The sequence below is a fragment of the Streptomyces sp. CBMA291 genome (assembly GCF_014596525.1).
GTDB lineage: Bacteria > Actinomycetota > Actinomycetes > Streptomycetales > Streptomycetaceae > Streptomyces.
Genome location: NZ_MSJP01000015.1, coordinates 56,821 through 72,972, shown reverse-complemented (window position 1 = coordinate 72,972; position 16,152 = coordinate 56,821). Strand labels below are relative to the sequence as shown.

Sequence of the window (16,152 nt, the reverse complement as noted above, 5' to 3'; positions counted from 1 at the left end):
CCCGGTGACCCCGTCCTCCACCATGCTGGTCCTCGGCATCAGCCACGCCAGCGCCCCGCTCGACCTCCTGGAGAGACTCGCCGGCACCGAACGGCCCGCCGAGGACCTCGTCTCCGACGCGACCTCCGTCGACGGCATCGACGCCGCCGTCGTCGTCTCCACCTGCAACCGCCTGGAGATCTACGCCGAGACCCGCGCCGTCCCCGCGAGCCCCGGCGACCCGGCCGGTGCCACCGGCCCCGGCGACCCGGCAGGACTCAGCGGCCTCGGCGCGCTCTTCGCCCAGCACACCGGAGTCGACCACGACGAGATCGCCCCCCACCTCTACAGCCACCACGCCGACGGAGCCGTCCGCCACCTCTTCGCCGTCGCCTCGGGACTCGAATCCGTCGTCGTCGGCGAGGACCAGATCCTCGGCCAGGTCAAGCTGGGCCTCGAACGGTCCCAGCGGCTCGACAGCACGGGGCGGGTCCTCGCCAAGGCCGTCCAGACCGCCCTGCGGGTCGGCAAACGCGCCCGCAACGAGACCGGGCTCAACGAGGCCGGACGCTCCCTCGCCACCGCGGGCCTCGGCTTCTTCGAACGCGAGGTCGGCTCCCTCCACGGCAAGACCGCCCTCGTCATCGGCGCCGGAGCCTTCGCCGGAGTCGTCGTCGCCGCCCTGCGCCGCTCCGGACTCGACCGGGTGCACGTCGCCAACCGCACCCCCGAGAAGGCCCAGCGCCTCGCCGAGACCACCGGGGGAGTGGGATACGACCTCACGGACCTGCCCCGGCTGCTCACCGAGGTCGACGTCATCGTCGGCGCCACCGCCGCCACCGGCCACCTCGTCTCCGCCCGGGACGTGGAGGAGGCGCTCGCCGCCCGCGACGGGCGGGAACTGTTCCTGCTCGACCTCTCCCTGCCCCACAACATCGCGCCCGCCTCCGCCGACCTGCCCGGCGTCACCTTCGTCGACCTGCGCCGGATCGCCGAGGAAGGCCAGGAGGACGAGATCTCGGCCGCCAGCGTGCAGGCCGCCCACGAACTGATCGACGCGGAGGTCGAACAGTTCCGCACCGGCCTCCGGCTCGCCGGGGCCAAGCCCGTACTGACCGCGCTGCGCACCGCCGCCACCGAGGCGGCGGAGGCCGAACTCGACCGGCTCTCCCGCCGCCTCGAAGGCCTCGACGGCACCGTACGGCGGGAGATCGACCGCAGCGTGCGGCGGATCGTCGACAAGGCCCTGCACCAGCCCACCGTCCTGGTCAGGGAACTCGCCGCCGACCCCGACGGAGCCCGGCACATCGCCGCCTTCACCCGGCTCTTCGCGGCGACCGGGACCGGCGGCCCGGCCGACACCCCGACCGGAGCCCCGGTGACCACCCCGAGCGGCACCCCGGCCGACACCTCGGCCGAATCCTCGGCGGGCACCCCGGCCGGAACCCTGGCGGCCACCCCGGCCGGCATCTCCTCCACCACCCCCGCCACCAGCACCGACGACCCGAACGAGACGAAGATCGAGGCCATCGCATGAGTGACATCTCGGCCCTCTGGGAAGCCGAATCCATCGCCGTCATCGGGGCCAGCGAGCGCCCCGGCGCCCTGGGCCGCAAGCCGCTCGACTATCTGCTCCGCTACGGCTACCCGGGCCGCATCCTGCCGGTGAACCCGCGCTCCCCGGAGATCCTCGGCGTCCCCGCCTACCCCAGCGTCAAGGACGCCCCGGGCCCCGTCGACCTCGCCCTGATCATGGTCTCCGCCGAGCGGGTGCCCGGCGCCGTCGACGACTGCGTGGCCGCCGGGGTCAAGCTCGCCGTCATCGCCTCCTCCGGCTTCGCCGAGACCGGCGAGGCGGGCGCCCGCCTCCAGGCCGAGGTGGTCGCCAAGGCCCGCGCCGGAGGCCTGCGGATCATCGGCCCCAACTGCATCGGCGCCGTCGCCTACGAGAACCGCGTCCTCGCCACCTTCAGCCCCCTCTTCGGCGCCGAGTCCGTGCCCTTCGAGCCCGGCACCCTCGCCTTCGTCAGCCAGAGCGGCGCCCTCGGCTTCGGCGCCGCCAGCCTCGCCCTGGAGCGGGGACTGCGCCCCGGCTGGGTGGTCAGCACCGGAAACGACGCCGACGTCACCGCCCTCGAAGTCCTCCGCGAACTCTCCGCCGTCCCCGAGGTCACCGGCCTCCTCGGCTATCTGGAGGACACCCCGGACATCGGCACCCTGCGCGCGCTCGCCGGTTCCGGCAAGCCCGTCGCCCTGCTCAAGTCCGGCCGCACCGAGGCCGGCGGCCGTGCCGCCGCCTCCCACACCGGCGCCCTCGCCACCGACGACCGGGTCCTCGACGCCGCCCTGCGCGGCCTCGGCATCGTCCGCGTCGACGACATCGACGAACTCCTCGACGTGGCCCGCGTCTTCGAGTCCGAGCGGCGCCCGGCCGGGAACCGCGTCGCCGTGGTCACCACCTCCGGCGGCTCCGGCATCCTCGCCGCCGACGCCGTCGAGGCCCACGGCCTGGAACTCAGCGCCCTGGAACCGCGCAGCAAGGAGGCGCTCGCCGAGATCGTCCCGGCCTTCGGCGCCATCGACAACCCCGTCGACATCACGGCCACCGTCCTCAGCGACCCCTCGCTCTTCGACCGCTCCCTCGACGTCCTGATAGCCGACGAGACCGTCGACATCATCGTCGCCGCCTTCTGCGTGATGGCGGGCCCCGACGTGGAGAAGGCCGTCAACGCCCTCTCCCGGGCCGCCGTGAAGGGCGGCAAGCCGATCCTCGTCGCCCGTACCGGAGCCGACTTCCTCGCCCCCGACGCCCCGCGCGACCTGCGCGAGGCCGGACTGCCCGAGTACCCGACCCCGGCCCGCGCCCTGCGCGCCGCCGCCGCCCTCTGGGAGGTCAGCCGCCCCCGGACACTGCCCGAGGCCCCCCGCCCCGGCACCGTCCCGGGCCCCGGCGCGGGCGCCACCGAGCCGGAGCTGAAGGCCCTCCTCGCCGAGGCCGGGATCACCGTCCCCCGGGGCAGGACCGCCACCGGCGCCGAGGACGCGGCCGCCGCCGTGACCGAGGTCGGCGGCACCGCCGTACTCAAGGCGGTCGTCCCCGGGCTGCTCCACAAGACGGAGGCGGGCGGCGTCGAACTGGGCGTCACCGCCGAGACCGCCCCCGAGTCCTACGCCCGGCTCGCCGCCCTCGGCGGACAGGTGCTCGTCGAGGAGTACGTGAACGGCGACGGCGGTGACGAGGGCGTCGAGCTGATCGTCGGCGTCCACACCACCGACCTGGGACCGGTGCTCACCGCCGGGCTCGGCGGCATCTTCACCGAAGTCCTCGACGACGTCGGCCACCGCCTCCTGCCGCTGGTCCCCGGCGAGGGCGCCGGACTCCTCGCCGGGCTGCGCGGCGCGAAGATCCTCGACGGTGCCAGGGGCCGGGCCCCGGTGGACGTCACCGCCGCGGCCGACCTCCTCCACAAGGTCGGCGAACTGGTCCAGGACTGGCCGCCCGGCTTCGCCCTCGACCTCAACCCGGTCCGCGTCCTGCCGACCGGCGCGATCGTCCTGGACGCCGCGCTCAGCATCGGCACGGCGGACGGCACGGAGGACGGCACGGAGGCCGCGGACCGTACGGAGACCACCCACGGCACCGTCGGCACGGACGGCACTGCCGGTACGGACGGCGCCGGGACCGCGAAGGAGGAGGACCGATGAGCCTCGGAGAGCACGCGAGCAAGGCGCTGTTCGAGCGCGCCCGCAGGGTCACCCCCGGCGGGGTCAACTCCCCGGTCCGCGCCTTCGGCGCCGTCGGCGGCACCCCCCGCTTCATCGCCTCGGCCCAGGGCCCCTACCTCACGGACAGCGACGGCAACGAGTACGTCGACCTGATCTGCTCCTGGGGTCCCATGATCCTCGGCCACCGGCACCCGGCCGTCGTCGAGGCCGTCACCCGGGCCCTGGACCACGGCACCTCCTTCGGCGCCCCCTCCACCGGAGAGGTCGAACTCGCCGAGGAGATCGTCGACCGGGTCGCCCCCGTCGAACAGGTGCGCCTGGTCAGCTCCGGCACCGAGGCCACCATGTCGGCGATCAGGCTCGCCCGGGGCTTCACCGGACGCGGCAAGATCGTCAAGTTCGCGGGCTGCTACCACGGACACGTGGACGCCCTCCTCGCCTCGGCGGGCTCGGGGCTCGCCACCTTCGCGCTGCCCGACACCCCCGGCGTCACCGGCGCCCAGGCGAGCGACACGATCGTCCTGCCGTACAACGACCTGGCCTCCGTCGAGAAGGTCTTCGCCGAGATCGGCGACGAGATCGCCGCCGTGATCACCGAGGCCGCCCCCGGCAACATGGGCGCCGTCCCACCGCTGCCCGGCTTCAACGCCGGACTCAAGGAGATCACCGCCCGCCATGGCGCGCTGTTCATCTCCGACGAGGTCATGACCGGCTTCCGCGCCAGTCGCGCCGGCTGGTACGGCCGGGACGGCGTCGCCCCCGACCTGCTCACCTTCGGCAAGGTCATGGGCGGCGGCTTCCCCGCGGCGGCCTTCGGCGGACGCGCCGACGTCATGGCGCACCTCGCGCCAGCGGGCCCCGTCTACCAGGCGGGCACCCTCTCGGGGAACCCGGTCGCCACCGCCGCCGGGCTCGCCACCCTCCGGCACAGCACCCCCGAGGTCTACGCGCGCCTCGACGAGGTCTCCGGCACCCTCGGCCGCGAGGTGTCGGCGGCCCTGACGAAGGAGGGCGTGGCCCACCGGGTGCAGTACTCCGGCACCATGTTCTCCGTCTTCTTCACCGAGGACGAGGTGATCGACTTCGAGGACGTCCGCGCCACCGAGTCCCACCGCTACACGCCCTTCTTCCACGAGCTGCTCCGCCAGGGCGTCTATCTGCCGCCCTCGCCCTTCGAGGCCTGGTTCATCTCGGCGGCCCACGACGACCGGGCCGTCACCCGGGTCGTCGAGGCCCTCCCGAAGGCCGCGGCGGCGGCAGCGGCGGCGGCCCGCCCGTAACGCGCGGGTCGCCTGTGACGCACAGGTCGCCCGTGACGCGCGGTCCGCTCGTGAAGCGGACGCGCACAGGAAAGCCCCCGTGGACCGGACCACGGGGGCTTTCCTCCTTTCCGGGAGAGGCTCAGGCGGTGACGTCCACCCGCACCTCGACGTTCCCCCGGATCGCCTTGGAGTACGGGCAGCGCCCATGCGCCTCCTCCGCGAGCCGCCGCGCCTCCGCCGCGTCCAGACCGGGCAGCACCACGCTGAGCACCACCGACAGACGGAAGCCGGACTCCTCCTTGTGCAGGGCCACCTCGGCGGTGACCGTGTCGTCCGCCAGCGGGGTCCGCGAGGCGCGGGCGGAGACCCGGAGCGCGCTGTGGAAGCAGGCGGCGTACCCGGCGGCGAAGAGCTGCTCGGGGTTGGTGGCGCCACCGGACCCGCCGACGGCCTTGGGGCTCGCCAGGGGCAGATCGAGAAGCCCGTCGGAGGAGAGCACGGCGCCATTGCGCCCGTCTCCGGTGGAGGTGACCTCGGCGGTGTAGACGACGGCCATGCGCGTGCCTTTCTGAAGAGCGGAACCCGGAAAAGGAAATCCCCGGGAAGGGAAAGCCATGGATTCCCCCAGTCTCGGGCGCCGCCGAATTCCGGACGCTACGGATCTCCGCAGTCCCTTCCCTCTCCCGCCGCAATAGCGTGGAACACGTCACCGCACCGAGAATTCAAGGGAGTTGGCCATGGCCGGACCGCTGACCGGAGTACGCGTACTGGAATGCGCGGGCTCGGCGCCCACCGCGTACGTCGCCACCCTCCTCTCCGGTCTCGGCGCCGACGTCGTACGCATCGACCGGGCCCCCGCCACCACACCTGCCCCCACCGCCACGCCCGCGTCCGGAGCCACACCCGCCCCCGCCGCCCCCCGCCCGGGGGAGAATCCGTTCTCCCGGGGACGCCGCTCGGTCGCCCTCGACCTCAAGAGCCCCGAGGGAGTGGAGCGGGCCCTCGGTCTCGCCGAGCACGCCGACATCCTGATCGAGGGCTTCCGCCCCGGCGTCGCCGAACGCCTCGGCATCGGCCCGGAGACGGTCCTCGCCCGCAACCCGCGCCTGGTGTACGGGCGAGTCAGCGGCTGGGGCCAGGAAGGCGGCTGGTCCGGGCGGGCCGCCCACGACCTCGCGGTCCTCGCGCTGACCGGCGCCCTGGACACCGACCCGGCCACCGGCGCCCCGGTGCCGCCGCCCACCGCGTACCTCTCCAGCTTCGCGGGCGGGGCCAACGCGCACGTGCAGGGACTGCTCGCCGCGCTCTACGAGCGGGAGCGCTCGGGACGCGGCCAGGTCGTCGACACCGCCCTCGCCGACGGCGCCGCCCTCATCGCCACCCTCGTCCACCAGTGGCGGGCCGCCCCGGGCATCCACACCGTCACCGACGCCCCGCACTACGCGCTCTACCCCACCGCCGACGGACACCACCTCGCCGTCGCCGCCATCGAACCCGGGCTCTACCGGAACCTCCTCGACCAGCTGGGCCTCGGCGGGAACGAAGACCTGCCCGACCGCTCCGACCCGGCCGTCTGGCCCGCCCTGCGCGCCCTGATCGCGGAGCGGTTCGCGAGCCGCGACCGCGAGCACTGGACGAAGGTCTTCGACACCGTGGACGCCGGGGTGGCCCCGGTCCTCACCGCCGACGAGTCCGCCCGCCACCACCAGCTCGCCGCCCGGGGCTCCTTCGTCCGGGTCGGCGACACCCTCCAGCCCGCCCCCGCCTCCCGCTTCAGCCGTACCCCCGCCGCCGTCCCGACCCCCGCGCCGCTGCCCGGCGAGCACACCGACGAGGTCCTCGGGGAGTGGCGCGGCTGACCCACGGGGGGCCGGGCCCGTGCGGCGGGTGGCCGAGAGGGAGCTTCCGGGCGGAGAGCCGCCCGGGACCGCCTACCCTTGAGCCATGACCAGCAGCAGCGACCGGAGCAGCATCGTGGGCGAAGCCAAGACCTATGAGATCCGCACCTACGGGTGTCAGATGAACGTCCACGACTCCGAGCGGCTCTCCGGTCTGCTGGAGGAAGCGGGGTACGTCCGGGCCCCCAAGGGCGCCGACGGCGACGCCGACGTGGTGGTCTTCAACACCTGCGCGGTCCGCGAGAACGCCGACAACAAGCTGTACGGCAACCTCGGCCGGCTCGCCCCCATGAAGACCACCCGCCCCGGCATGCAGATCGCCGTCGGCGGCTGCCTCGCGCAGAAGGACCGCGAGACCATCGTCTCCAAGGCGCCCTGGGTCGACGTGGTCTTCGGCACGCACAACATCGGCAAGCTCCCCGTCCTCCTGGAGCGCGCCCGCGTCCAGGAGGAGGCGCAGATCGAGATCGCCGAGTCCCTGGAAGCCTTCCCCTCCACGCTGCCGACCCGACGCGAGTCGGCGTACGCGGCCTGGGTCTCGATCTCCGTCGGCTGCAACAACACCTGCACCTTCTGCATCGTCCCCGCCCTGCGCGGCAAGGAGGAGGACCGCAGGCCCGGCGACATCCTCGCCGAGATCGAGGCGCTGGTCGCCGAGGGCGTCTCCGAGATCACCCTGCTCGGCCAGAACGTCAACGCGTACGGCTCCGACCTCGGCGACCGCGAGGCCTTCTCCAAGCTGCTGCGCGCCTGCGGCCGGATCGAGGGCCTGGAGCGGGTCCGCTTCACCTCCCCGCACCCCCGCGACTTCACCGACGACGTGATCGCGGCGATGGCCGAGACCCCCAACGTCATGCCGCAGCTGCACATGCCGCTCCAGTCCGGCTCGGACACCATCCTGCGCGCGATGCGCCGCTCGTACCGGCAGGAGCGTTTCCTCGGCATCCTGGAGAAGGTCCGCGCGTCCATCCCGCACGCCGCCATCTCCACCGACATCATCGTGGGCTTCCCCGGCGAGACCGAGGAGGACTTCGAGCAGACCCTGCACACCGTCCGCGAGGCCCGCTTCGCGAACGCGTTCACCTTCCAGTACTCCAAGCGCCCCGGCACCCCGGCCGCCGACATGGACCACCAGATCCCCAAGGAGGTCGTGCAGGAGCGCTATCTGCGCCTCGTCGCCCTCCAGGAGGAGATCTCCTGGGAGGAGAACAAGAAGCAGGTCGGCCGCACCCTGGAGGTCATGGTCGCCGAGGGCGAGGGCCGCAAGGACGGCGCCACCGACCGCCTCTCGGGCCGCGCCCCCGACAACCGGCTCGTCCACTTCACCAAGCCTGCCGAGGAGGTGCGCCCCGGTGACGTCGTGACCGTGGAGATCACCTACGCGGCCCCCCACCACCTGCTCGCCGAGGGCCAGGCCACGGCGGTCCGCCGCACCCGCGCGGGCGACGCCTGGGAGAAGCGCAACACCACCGCCCCGAAGCCGGCCGGCGTCCTCCTGGGCCTCCCCAAGATCGGCGTCCCGGCCCCCCTCCCGGCCACCGAGCCCCCGGCCTGCGGAAGCCACTGAGGCCGCACGTGACCTGACCGGGCCGGTATGCGAATCCGGCCGGGCCGGTACGTGACCTGGCCGGGCCCGTACGTGATCTGACCAGGCCGGTACGTGACCTGGCCGGGCCCGTACGTGATCTGACCAGGCCAGTACGTGATCTGGCCGGGCCGGTACGCGATCTGGCCGGGCCCGTATGCGCCCTGGCCGACGCGGCCGGGCGGGGCGGCCGGAAACACGGGGGCGTGACTGGGCCGGACGTGACTGAGCCGGACGTGACTGAGTCGGGGCCGACAGAGCCGGGCCCGCCCGGCCCGGCCGACCCAAGCCCACAGTCGCCCCCACTCGCCCATGCGCACCGCATCGCACCCCTTCCCCCAGCGGTGCGCAGTAGGCTGCGGATCATGCTTGTCGCCGCCGCAGTCTGTCCCTGCCCTCCGCTTCTCGTGCCCGAGGTCGCGGCCGGTGCCGCCGCCGAATTGGATGCCGCGCGGGTGGCCTGTGCCGATGCGCTCGGGCTGCTCGCCGCCGCCCGGCCGGACCGGCTGTACGTCGTCGGGCCCGTCGAAGAAGGCGCCCACGGCATCTACCCGGCCGGTTCCACGGGCTCCTTCGCCGGGTTCGGCGTCGACAGCTCCGTACGCCTGGGAGATCCTGCGGCGCCGGACGGCGACCGGCCGCTGCCCGCCTCCCTCACCGTCGGCGCCTGGCTCCTGGAGGCGGCGGGCCGGGGCGGCGCCCCGGTCGAGGGTCTCGCCGTCGACACCGCGGCGACCCCGGACGTCTGCGCCGGGCTCGGCCGGAGCCTGGCCGATTCCGCCGAGCGGGTCGCCCTCCTGGTACTCGGGGACGGCAGCGCCTGCCGCACCGTGAAGGCACCCGGCTATCTGGACGAGCGGGCCGAGGGCTTCGACGCGGAGGCCGCCCGCGCGCTCGGCACGGCCGACGCAGGCGCCCTCATGGCGCTCGATCCGGAGCTGGCCCAGGAACTGAAGGCGGCAGGCCGCGCCCCCTGGCAGGTCCTCGCGGGCGCGGCCGAGGGAGCCGGACTCGACGGACGACTGCTCTTCGAGGACGCCCCCTACGGAGTGGGCTACTTCGTGGCGGCCTGGTCCTGAGCGGACGGGGGAGCGCCGGACGTACCCCGACCCGGGAGGCTTTCCCGACCCGGGAGGCTTTCCTGAGACGGGAGTTTTCCTGAGGGGGGGAGCTTCCTGAGACGGGAGCTGTCCTTGGCGCGGGAGCCTCCCCGACGCGGCGACGTCCTCCGATGAACTCCGCCGTGACGACGATCTCCGCCGAGACGACGCTCCCCGACACGAGGACGCTCCTCGGTGCGAGGGCCTTCCCCGGTGCGAGGACCCCAACGCGACGGCGGACGGCCGCGGAGCGTGAGGCTCCGCGGCCGTCCGCCGTGTGGAGGGCGTGTCGCCGACGTCCCTGACGTCAGGCGGCCGACGGCGGCGTCGTACCGCCGTCACCCGCGCCGTCGTCCTTGTGACCGATCCGGTCCAGCGCCTCCTTGGCCTTGTCGGCGCCGGTGTGGATCTGGTCGCTGTACTTGCCCTTGGTCTTCTCGTCGACCAGCTGCGCGGCCTTGTCGAGACCCTGGTCGATCTTGTCCCCGTGCTGCTGCGCGAGCTCGGTGACCTTGTCCTTCGCCGGACCGATCTTGTCCTTCAGCGAGTCCAGGAGACTCATGGGAACCTTCCCTCCGCGGACCCCGCCGGGGGCCCGTCCATCCGTGTGCCGTCTACGCGCCGGCGTCGTCGCCGGTCGCGCTGTCGGCGGCGGACGCCACCGACTGCTGCCTGGGGATGTCGACGGTCGCGGCCACCGGGGAGTTCCCCGCCTCGCCGACACCGTCCGCTCCGTTCCCGGAACCGGCCGGAGCCCCGGCCCCTCCCCGCGCCTCCTCCTCGGCCGCCGGGACGGCGGCGACCTGCTCCGGAACGGCCTCGGTCACCTTGCTCGTCTTGCGGCGAAACGCAGAAAAAACGCCCATACTCACTCCATAGCGTACTCGGACGGGACGGGTTCCGTGATCAACGGGTCCGGAACCCCGCCCCGCGCAACGGGCCCCGGAACAGGTCCGTCACGTAGCTCGTTCGGGGACAGCCCGGGAGGTTTGCGAGACTGGGGCGGTGAGAAGTGCAGCTCCCGCCCCGCGGGTCATCGCCGTCGTCGGCCCCACGGCGGCCGGAAAGTCCGATCTGGGTGTCTTCCTCGCTCAGCAGCTCGGCGGGGAGGTCGTCAACGCCGACTCGATGCAGCTCTACCGGGGGATGGACATCGGCACCGCCAAGCTGACGCTTGAGGAGCGCGGCGGCGTCCCCCACCACCTCCTCGACATCTGGGACGTCACCGAGGCCGCCAGCGTCGCCGAGTACCAGCGCATCGCCCGCGCCGAGATCGACCGGCTGCTCGCCGCCGGGCGCACCCCCGTCCTGGTCGGCGGCTCCGGTCTGTACGTACGCGGGGCCGTCGACGCCCTGGAGTTCCCCGGCACCGACCCGGCCGTCCGGGCCCGTCTGGAAGCCGAACTGGAGGAGCGCGGCTCCGGCGTCCTGCACGCCCGGCTGGCCGAGGCCGACCCCGGGGCGGCCCGCGCGATCCTGCCCGGCAACGGACGCCGGATCGTCCGCGCCCTTGAGGTGATCGAGATCACCGGGAAGCCCTTCACCGCGAACCTGCCGGGACCCGACTCCGTCTACGACACCGTGCAGATCGGCGTCGACGTGGCCCGCCCCGAACTGGACGAGCGGATCGCCACCCGGGTCGACCGGATGTGGGAGGCGGGCCTCGTCGACGAGGTCCGGGCCCTGGAGGCGCGCGGTCTGCGCGAGGGCCGCACGGCCTCCCGCGCCCTCGGCTACCAGCAGGTGCTGACGGCGCTCGCGGGGGAGTGCACCGAGGAGGAGGCCCGCGCCGAGACCGTACGCGCCACCAAGCGCTTCGCCCGCCGCCAGGACTCCTGGTTCCGGCGCGATCCGCGCGTGCACTGGCTCAGTGGAGCGGCCGACCACCGGAGGGAACTCCCGGGAGAGGCGCTGTCGTTGGTCGAACGAGCGGTTACAGCCTGATCACGTGATGGCATCGGGACGCCCTGCCCGGCATTTCGGCGGTCCCGAGCGTGCCATCATCGAGCGACGATCGACCGAGTGAAGTCCGAGTGGGGAGGGCGCGTGGCGATGGAGGCCGGCCCTCGCGACAGAGAACAGCACGGAGCGGCCGTGGGCGACCCGACGGAGGGCGTCCCCGGCGCCCGGACCGACGCCCAGGGGCCGACGTCCGGCCTCGCGGCCGACGCCCCGGGCCTGAGCCCGGACGGCCCCGACGACGTGCTCGGCACCGCCGTCGAGGTGGACGCCGACGAGGTCGAGGTCGAACTGCGGCCCCAGCGCAGGCTGCGGATCTGGCAGCTCGCCCCCATCGTGGGCCTCGCCGCCCTCGGTTCGCTGATGTTCGCCTTCCCGCTCGCCTTCGGCTCGGGGGACGGCGGCGCGGTCGTCGCCATGCTCGGACTGCTCATCAGTTCCTGTGCGGCGGGCTGGGGTGTGATGGCCGCCCGCAAGGTCGGCTACACCTGGCCGGGCCTCCCGAGACGCGGCTCCGGCGAGCGCCCGAACTGGCGGGTGCTCTTCCTGTACGCGGTGACGATCACCGTCCTGGTGGCCCTCGCGGTGTGGCGCGTGGCCCGACTGCGCTGACGCGTACCGCCGCCCGCCGCCCGCGCCTGGACACACCGCCGTCCGCCGCACGGAAGTACCGCCGTCCGCCGCGCGAAAGTCCTGGACGGGCGGGAAGGTACGGGAAGCCCCCCGAGGGTCCCGGAAGCCTCAGGAAAGCCCCGGAAGTCCCCGGGGAACGGTCCCGCGAAGTCCCCGGGGAACGGTCCCGCCCGGACCGTGGACGGCCCGGCGCCCGGCCGGGAGCACCCCGTACAGTTGATCGCGTGACCAACGCGCAGATCCCGCCGCTCCCGTTCCTCAAGGGCCACGGCACCGAGAACGACTTCGTGATCGTCCCCGACGCGGAGAACGCCGTCGACCTGCCGCCCGCCGTCGTCGCCCGGCTCTGCGACCGCCGGGCCGGAATCGGCGGCGACGGACTCCTGCACGTCGTGCGCAGCGCCGCCCACCCCGAGGCGCGGCACCTCGCCGACGAGGCCGAGTGGTTCATGGACTACCGCAACGCCGACGGGTCCGTCGCCGAGATGTGCGGGAACGGCGTCCGGGTCTTCGCCCGCTACCTGGAGCACGCCGGTCACGTCACGACCGGAGAGGTCGCCGTCGCCACCCGGGGCGGGGTCAAGCGCGTCCGGCTCGCCGAGGACGGCTCCGTCACCGTCGCCATGGGCCGCGCGGTCCTCCCCGACGCCGGGGTCACCGTCAGCGTCGACGGCCGGGGCTGGCCCGCCCGGAACGTCAACATGGGCAACCCGCACGCGGTCGCCTTCGTCGAGGACCTCGCCCACGCGGGCACCCTCCACACCGAGCCCCACTACGAGCCGGCCGGGGTCTACCCCGAGGGCGTGAACATCGAGTTCGTCGTCGACCGGGGCCCCCGCCACGTCGCCATGCGGGTCCACGAGCGCGGCGCCGCCGAGACCCGCTCCTGCGGCACCGGCGCCTGCGCCGTCGCCGTCGCCACCGCCCGCAGGGACGGCGCCGACCCCGCCGAGACCGGGAACCCCGTGACGTACACCGTGGACGTGCTCGGCGGGACCCTGGTCATCACCGAGCACCCCGACGGCCGGATCGACATGACCGGCCCCGCCGTGATCGTCGCCGAGGGCACCGTCGACCCGGAGTGGCTGGGCTGAGCGGCGCCGTCCCCACGGGACGGCGCGGACCGTCCGTAACGGAGAGACGACGGAATCGAAACCGTCAACGACTGATTTGTCGCTCGAATGGGTGATCCGGTTCACGCTGAGCGAGAGCGTGACTGCGCCACGTGGTGGGGTCGGTAACATCAAGCACCGGCCCCCCGGGCACGCCTGGCCCGCCCCCCGCCGGTCGACGCTGCCGGAGGTGCCCCATGAGCGCAGAGGCCGCCCACCCCGCGAGCACGGCGGAGCCCGCCGTCCCCGAGGTGCCCGCCCGCAGACGAGGGCGCCCCCGGATCGATCTGCGCAGGCTGGGCCGCGCCGCCCTGCTCGGCGCCACCGCGGGCCCCGCCCCCCGCGACCGGCTGCCGGACGCCATCGGCCATGTCGCCGAAGCCCACCGCGCCCACCACCCCGAGGCCGATCTGTCGGTGCTGCGCCGGGCGTACGTGCTCGCCGAGTCCTCGCACCGGGGCCAGTTCCGCAAGAGCGGCGAGCCGTACATCACCCATCCGCTCGCCGTCACCCTGATCCTCGCCGAGCTGGGCGCGGAGACCACCACCCTGACGGCCTCCCTCCTCCACGACACCGTCGAGGACACCGAGGTGACGCTCGATCAAGTGCGCCGGGAGTTCGGCGAGGAGGTCGCCCGCCTCGTCGACGGCGTCACCAAGGTGGAGAAGATCGACTACGGCGCCGCGGCCGAACCCGAGACCTTCCGCAAGATGCTCCTCGCCACCGGCGACGACGTCCGGGTCATGTCGATCAAACTCGCCGACCGGCTCCACAACATGCGCACCCTCGGCGTGATGCGGCCCGAGAAACAGGTCAGGATCGCCAAGGTCACCCGGGACGTCCTCATCCCGCTGGCCGAACGGCTCGGCGTCCAGGCCCTCAAGACGGAGCTGGAGGACCTGGTCTTCGCCATCCTCCACCCCGAGGAGTACGAGACCACCCGCGCGCTCGTCGCGGGCGCCCCCGGCGCGGACGAGGCGCTCGGCGCCGTCGCCGAACAGGTGACGGCGGTGCTCCGCGATTCCGGGATCGGCGCCGAAGTCCACGTCCGGCCCCGGCACTTCGTCTCCGTGCACCGGGTCCGCCTCAAGCGCGGCGAACTGCGCGGCTGCGACTTCGGACGGCTCCTCGTCCTGGTGGCGGAGGACGCCGACTGCTACGGGGTGCTCGGCGAACTGCACACCTGCTTCACCCCGGTGATCTCGGAGTTCAAGGACTTCATCGCGGTCCCCAAGTTCAACCTGTACCAGTCCCTGCACACCGCGATCGCCGCTCCCGACGGCGCGGTGGCGGAAGTCCTCATCCGCACCCACCGGATGCACCGCGTCGCCGAGGCGGGCGTGATCGCCCTCGGCAACCCCTACCCGGGCCGGGACGCCGGGGGACAAGCGGGCCCCGAGACCCCCGCGCCGCCCCGGAACCAGGCCGCCAGGACCGCGCCGGACCCGGCCGCCGGACCCGGCCACGGCCCTGCCGCCCGTGAGGGGCGGGAGCCGGACGTACACGACGGGCGGGACCCCGATGCCCGCCCCGGCGATGGCTCGGCCGCCCCTGACGGCCCACGCCCGGCCGCCTCCGACGGTCGCCGCCCCGCCGCCCGTGACGGTCGCGACGGTCGCGGCAAGGGCTCCCGCTCGCCCCGGGACCCGGCCGCCCGCGCTCCCCAGGACCAGGACGCCCGGCCCGGCCGGGACCGTACTGCCCAGGACCGGCCCGGCCGGGACCGTACCGCCCGGGACCGGACCGCCCGGCTCGCCGAGGACGGCGAGCGCGTCGACCCCACCCTCCCCGGCTGGCTCTCCCGCCTCCTCGCCTGGCAGCAGTCGGCCCCCGACCCGGACACCTTCTGGACCTCGCTCCGCGCCGACCTCGCCGAGGACGACGAGATCACCGTCTTCCGCGCCGACGGCGGCGCCCCCGGCACCCTCAGCCTGCCCGCCGGGGCCAGCTGCATCGACGCCGCCTACGCCCAGCACGGCGAGACGGCCCACGCCTGCCTCGGCGCCCGGGTCAACGGCCGCCTCGCCCCCCTGTGCACCGTCCTCGGCGACGGGGACACCGTCCAGCTGATCCTCGCCCAGGACGCCGTGTCCGGACCCTCGCCCGAATGGCTCGACCACGCCCGCACCCCCGCCGCCCGGATCGCGATCACCGGCTGGCTCAGGGACCACCCCGAGAGCACCCCGCCGCCCGCCGCCGTCCCCGGCCACCGCCCCCCGGCGGGGACCTTCGCCGCCCGCCGCTCCGGCGCCGACCTCCACGCCGACCTGGAAGGGGAACAGGCCACGGCCGTCCGCCCGGCCGGCTGCTGCACCCCCGTACCCCCCGACAAGATCACCGGCTTCCGGGTCAGCGGCGGCTCCGTCTCCGTCCACCGCGCGGGCTGCGCCGCCGTCACCACCATGCGCGGGCTCGGCCGCGACCCCGTCCCGGTGCGCTGGGGCGACACCGCCCACGGCAGGGTCACCCTGGTCGCCGAGTCCTTCGGCCGCCCCGGGCTCCTCGCCGACCTCACCGAGGCCATCGCCGTCGCCGGAGCGGCCGTCGTCGCCGCGACCGTCGAACCCCCCAGCGAGCAGCGGGTCCGGCACACGTACACCCTCCACCTGCCCGACGCGGCCCGGCTCTCCGCCCTCATGCGGGCCATGAAGGACGTACCGGGGGTCTACGACGTGAGCCGCACCCGCCACCGCCCGCCACCGGCACCACGCCGCGCCTGACCGGACCGAGTCTGATCGGACCGGACCGATCCGGACCGATCCGGACCGGACCGGTCCCCGGCCACGCCGGACCGGCACCCGGCCGCAGGACGGCGCCCCGGCCGGGTGCCGGTCCCGGCCACGGCTCGCCGCCCGGTCCGTGACCGGCTCCGGTCCGGACGACCGGCCGACAGGCCCG

13 protein-coding genes are annotated in these 16,152 nt (G+C 74.2%); 10 read left to right on the top strand and 3 right to left on the bottom strand.

Annotated features, from left to right (window positions below; all coding sequences use genetic code 11):
- Nucleotides 1-4: 4 nt before the first annotated feature.
- Genes hemA through hemL form a run of 3 tightly spaced genes read left to right on the top strand, consistent with a single transcriptional unit; the run spans nt 5 to nt 4,985 of the window.
- Entirely contained in the window at nt 5-1,516 is a 1,512-nt protein-coding gene (hemA, locus tag BU197_RS04610) for a glutamyl-tRNA reductase (protein ID WP_188266890.1), read from the top strand.
- Complete coding sequence (locus BU197_RS04605; RefSeq protein WP_223183112.1) at nt 1,513-3,684, top strand: acetate--CoA ligase family protein; 2,172 nt, start codon at nt 1,513-1,515, stop codon at nt 3,682-3,684. Before hemA ends, BU197_RS04605 begins: the two co-directional genes overlap by 4 nt.
- Nucleotides 3,681-4,985, top strand: a complete 1,305-nt coding sequence (hemL, locus tag BU197_RS04600) for a glutamate-1-semialdehyde 2,1-aminomutase (protein ID WP_188266889.1) — start codon at nt 3,681-3,683, stop codon at nt 4,983-4,985. The genes BU197_RS04605 and hemL overlap by 4 nt, the downstream gene beginning before the upstream one ends.
- 121 nt (nt 4,986-5,106) lie before the next feature.
- Here hemL and BU197_RS04595 read toward each other — a convergent pair whose 3' ends face one another.
- Entirely contained in the window at nt 5,107-5,523 is a 417-nt protein-coding gene (locus BU197_RS04595; protein WP_188266888.1) for an organic hydroperoxide resistance protein, read from the bottom strand.
- A 181-nt stretch (nt 5,524-5,704) separates the two neighbouring features.
- Between BU197_RS04595 and BU197_RS04590 the strand changes: the two genes are divergently transcribed.
- The 3 genes from BU197_RS04590 to BU197_RS04580 all read left to right on the top strand — a co-directional run bounded on the left by BU197_RS04590 (nt 5,705) and on the right by BU197_RS04580 (nt 9,529).
- Entirely contained in the window at nt 5,705-6,826 is a 1,122-nt protein-coding gene (locus tag BU197_RS04590; protein WP_188266887.1) for a CaiB/BaiF CoA transferase family protein, read from the top strand.
- A gap of 85 nt (nt 6,827-6,911) precedes the next feature.
- A complete protein-coding gene (miaB, locus tag BU197_RS04585; RefSeq protein ID WP_223183113.1) occupies nt 6,912-8,432 on the top strand; it encodes a tRNA (N6-isopentenyl adenosine(37)-C2)-methylthiotransferase MiaB in 1,521 nt (506 codons plus the stop codon).
- Nucleotides 8,433-8,815: 383 nt separating this feature from the next.
- The gene (locus BU197_RS04580; protein WP_188266886.1) at nt 8,816-9,529 is read left to right on the top strand and encodes a class III extradiol dioxygenase subunit B-like domain-containing protein; all 714 of its coding nucleotides are present in this window, start codon (nt 8,816-8,818) and stop codon (nt 9,527-9,529) included.
- Nucleotides 9,530-9,857: 328 nt separating this feature from the next.
- Here BU197_RS04580 and BU197_RS04575 read toward each other — a convergent pair whose 3' ends face one another.
- Nucleotides 9,858-10,112 carry an antitoxin gene (locus tag BU197_RS04575; RefSeq protein WP_188266885.1) on the bottom strand — a complete coding sequence of 85 codons (255 nt, stop codon included), beginning with the start codon at nt 10,110-10,112 and terminating at the stop codon, nt 9,858-9,860.
- 52 nt (nt 10,113-10,164) lie between these two features.
- The gene (locus BU197_RS04570) at nt 10,165-10,416 is read right to left on the bottom strand and encodes a hypothetical protein (RefSeq protein WP_188266884.1); all 252 of its coding nucleotides are present in this window, start codon (nt 10,414-10,416) and stop codon (nt 10,165-10,167) included.
- A gap of 139 nt (nt 10,417-10,555) precedes the next feature.
- On the opposite strand from BU197_RS04570, the gene miaA reads away from it, so the two are divergent.
- The 4 genes from miaA to BU197_RS04550 all read left to right on the top strand — a co-directional run bounded on the left by miaA (nt 10,556) and on the right by BU197_RS04550 (nt 15,974).
- Nucleotides 10,556-11,494 carry a tRNA (adenosine(37)-N6)-dimethylallyltransferase MiaA gene (miaA, locus tag BU197_RS04565; RefSeq protein WP_188266883.1) on the top strand — a complete coding sequence of 313 codons (939 nt, stop codon included), beginning with the start codon at nt 10,556-10,558 and terminating at the stop codon, nt 11,492-11,494.
- Between the two features lie 108 nt (nt 11,495-11,602).
- The gene (locus BU197_RS04560; protein ID WP_188266936.1) at nt 11,603-12,121 is read left to right on the top strand and encodes a hypothetical protein; all 519 of its coding nucleotides are present in this window, start codon (nt 11,603-11,605) and stop codon (nt 12,119-12,121) included.
- Nucleotides 12,122-12,366: 245 nt separating this feature from the next.
- A complete protein-coding gene (dapF, locus tag BU197_RS04555; protein ID WP_188266882.1) occupies nt 12,367-13,236 on the top strand; it encodes a diaminopimelate epimerase in 870 nt (289 codons plus the stop codon).
- Between the two features lie 215 nt (nt 13,237-13,451).
- On the top strand, nt 13,452-15,974 hold the full coding sequence (locus BU197_RS04550) for an HD domain-containing protein (RefSeq protein ID WP_188266881.1): 2,523 nt from the start codon (nt 13,452-13,454) through the stop codon (nt 15,972-15,974).
- Nucleotides 15,975-16,152 lie beyond the last annotated feature (178 nt).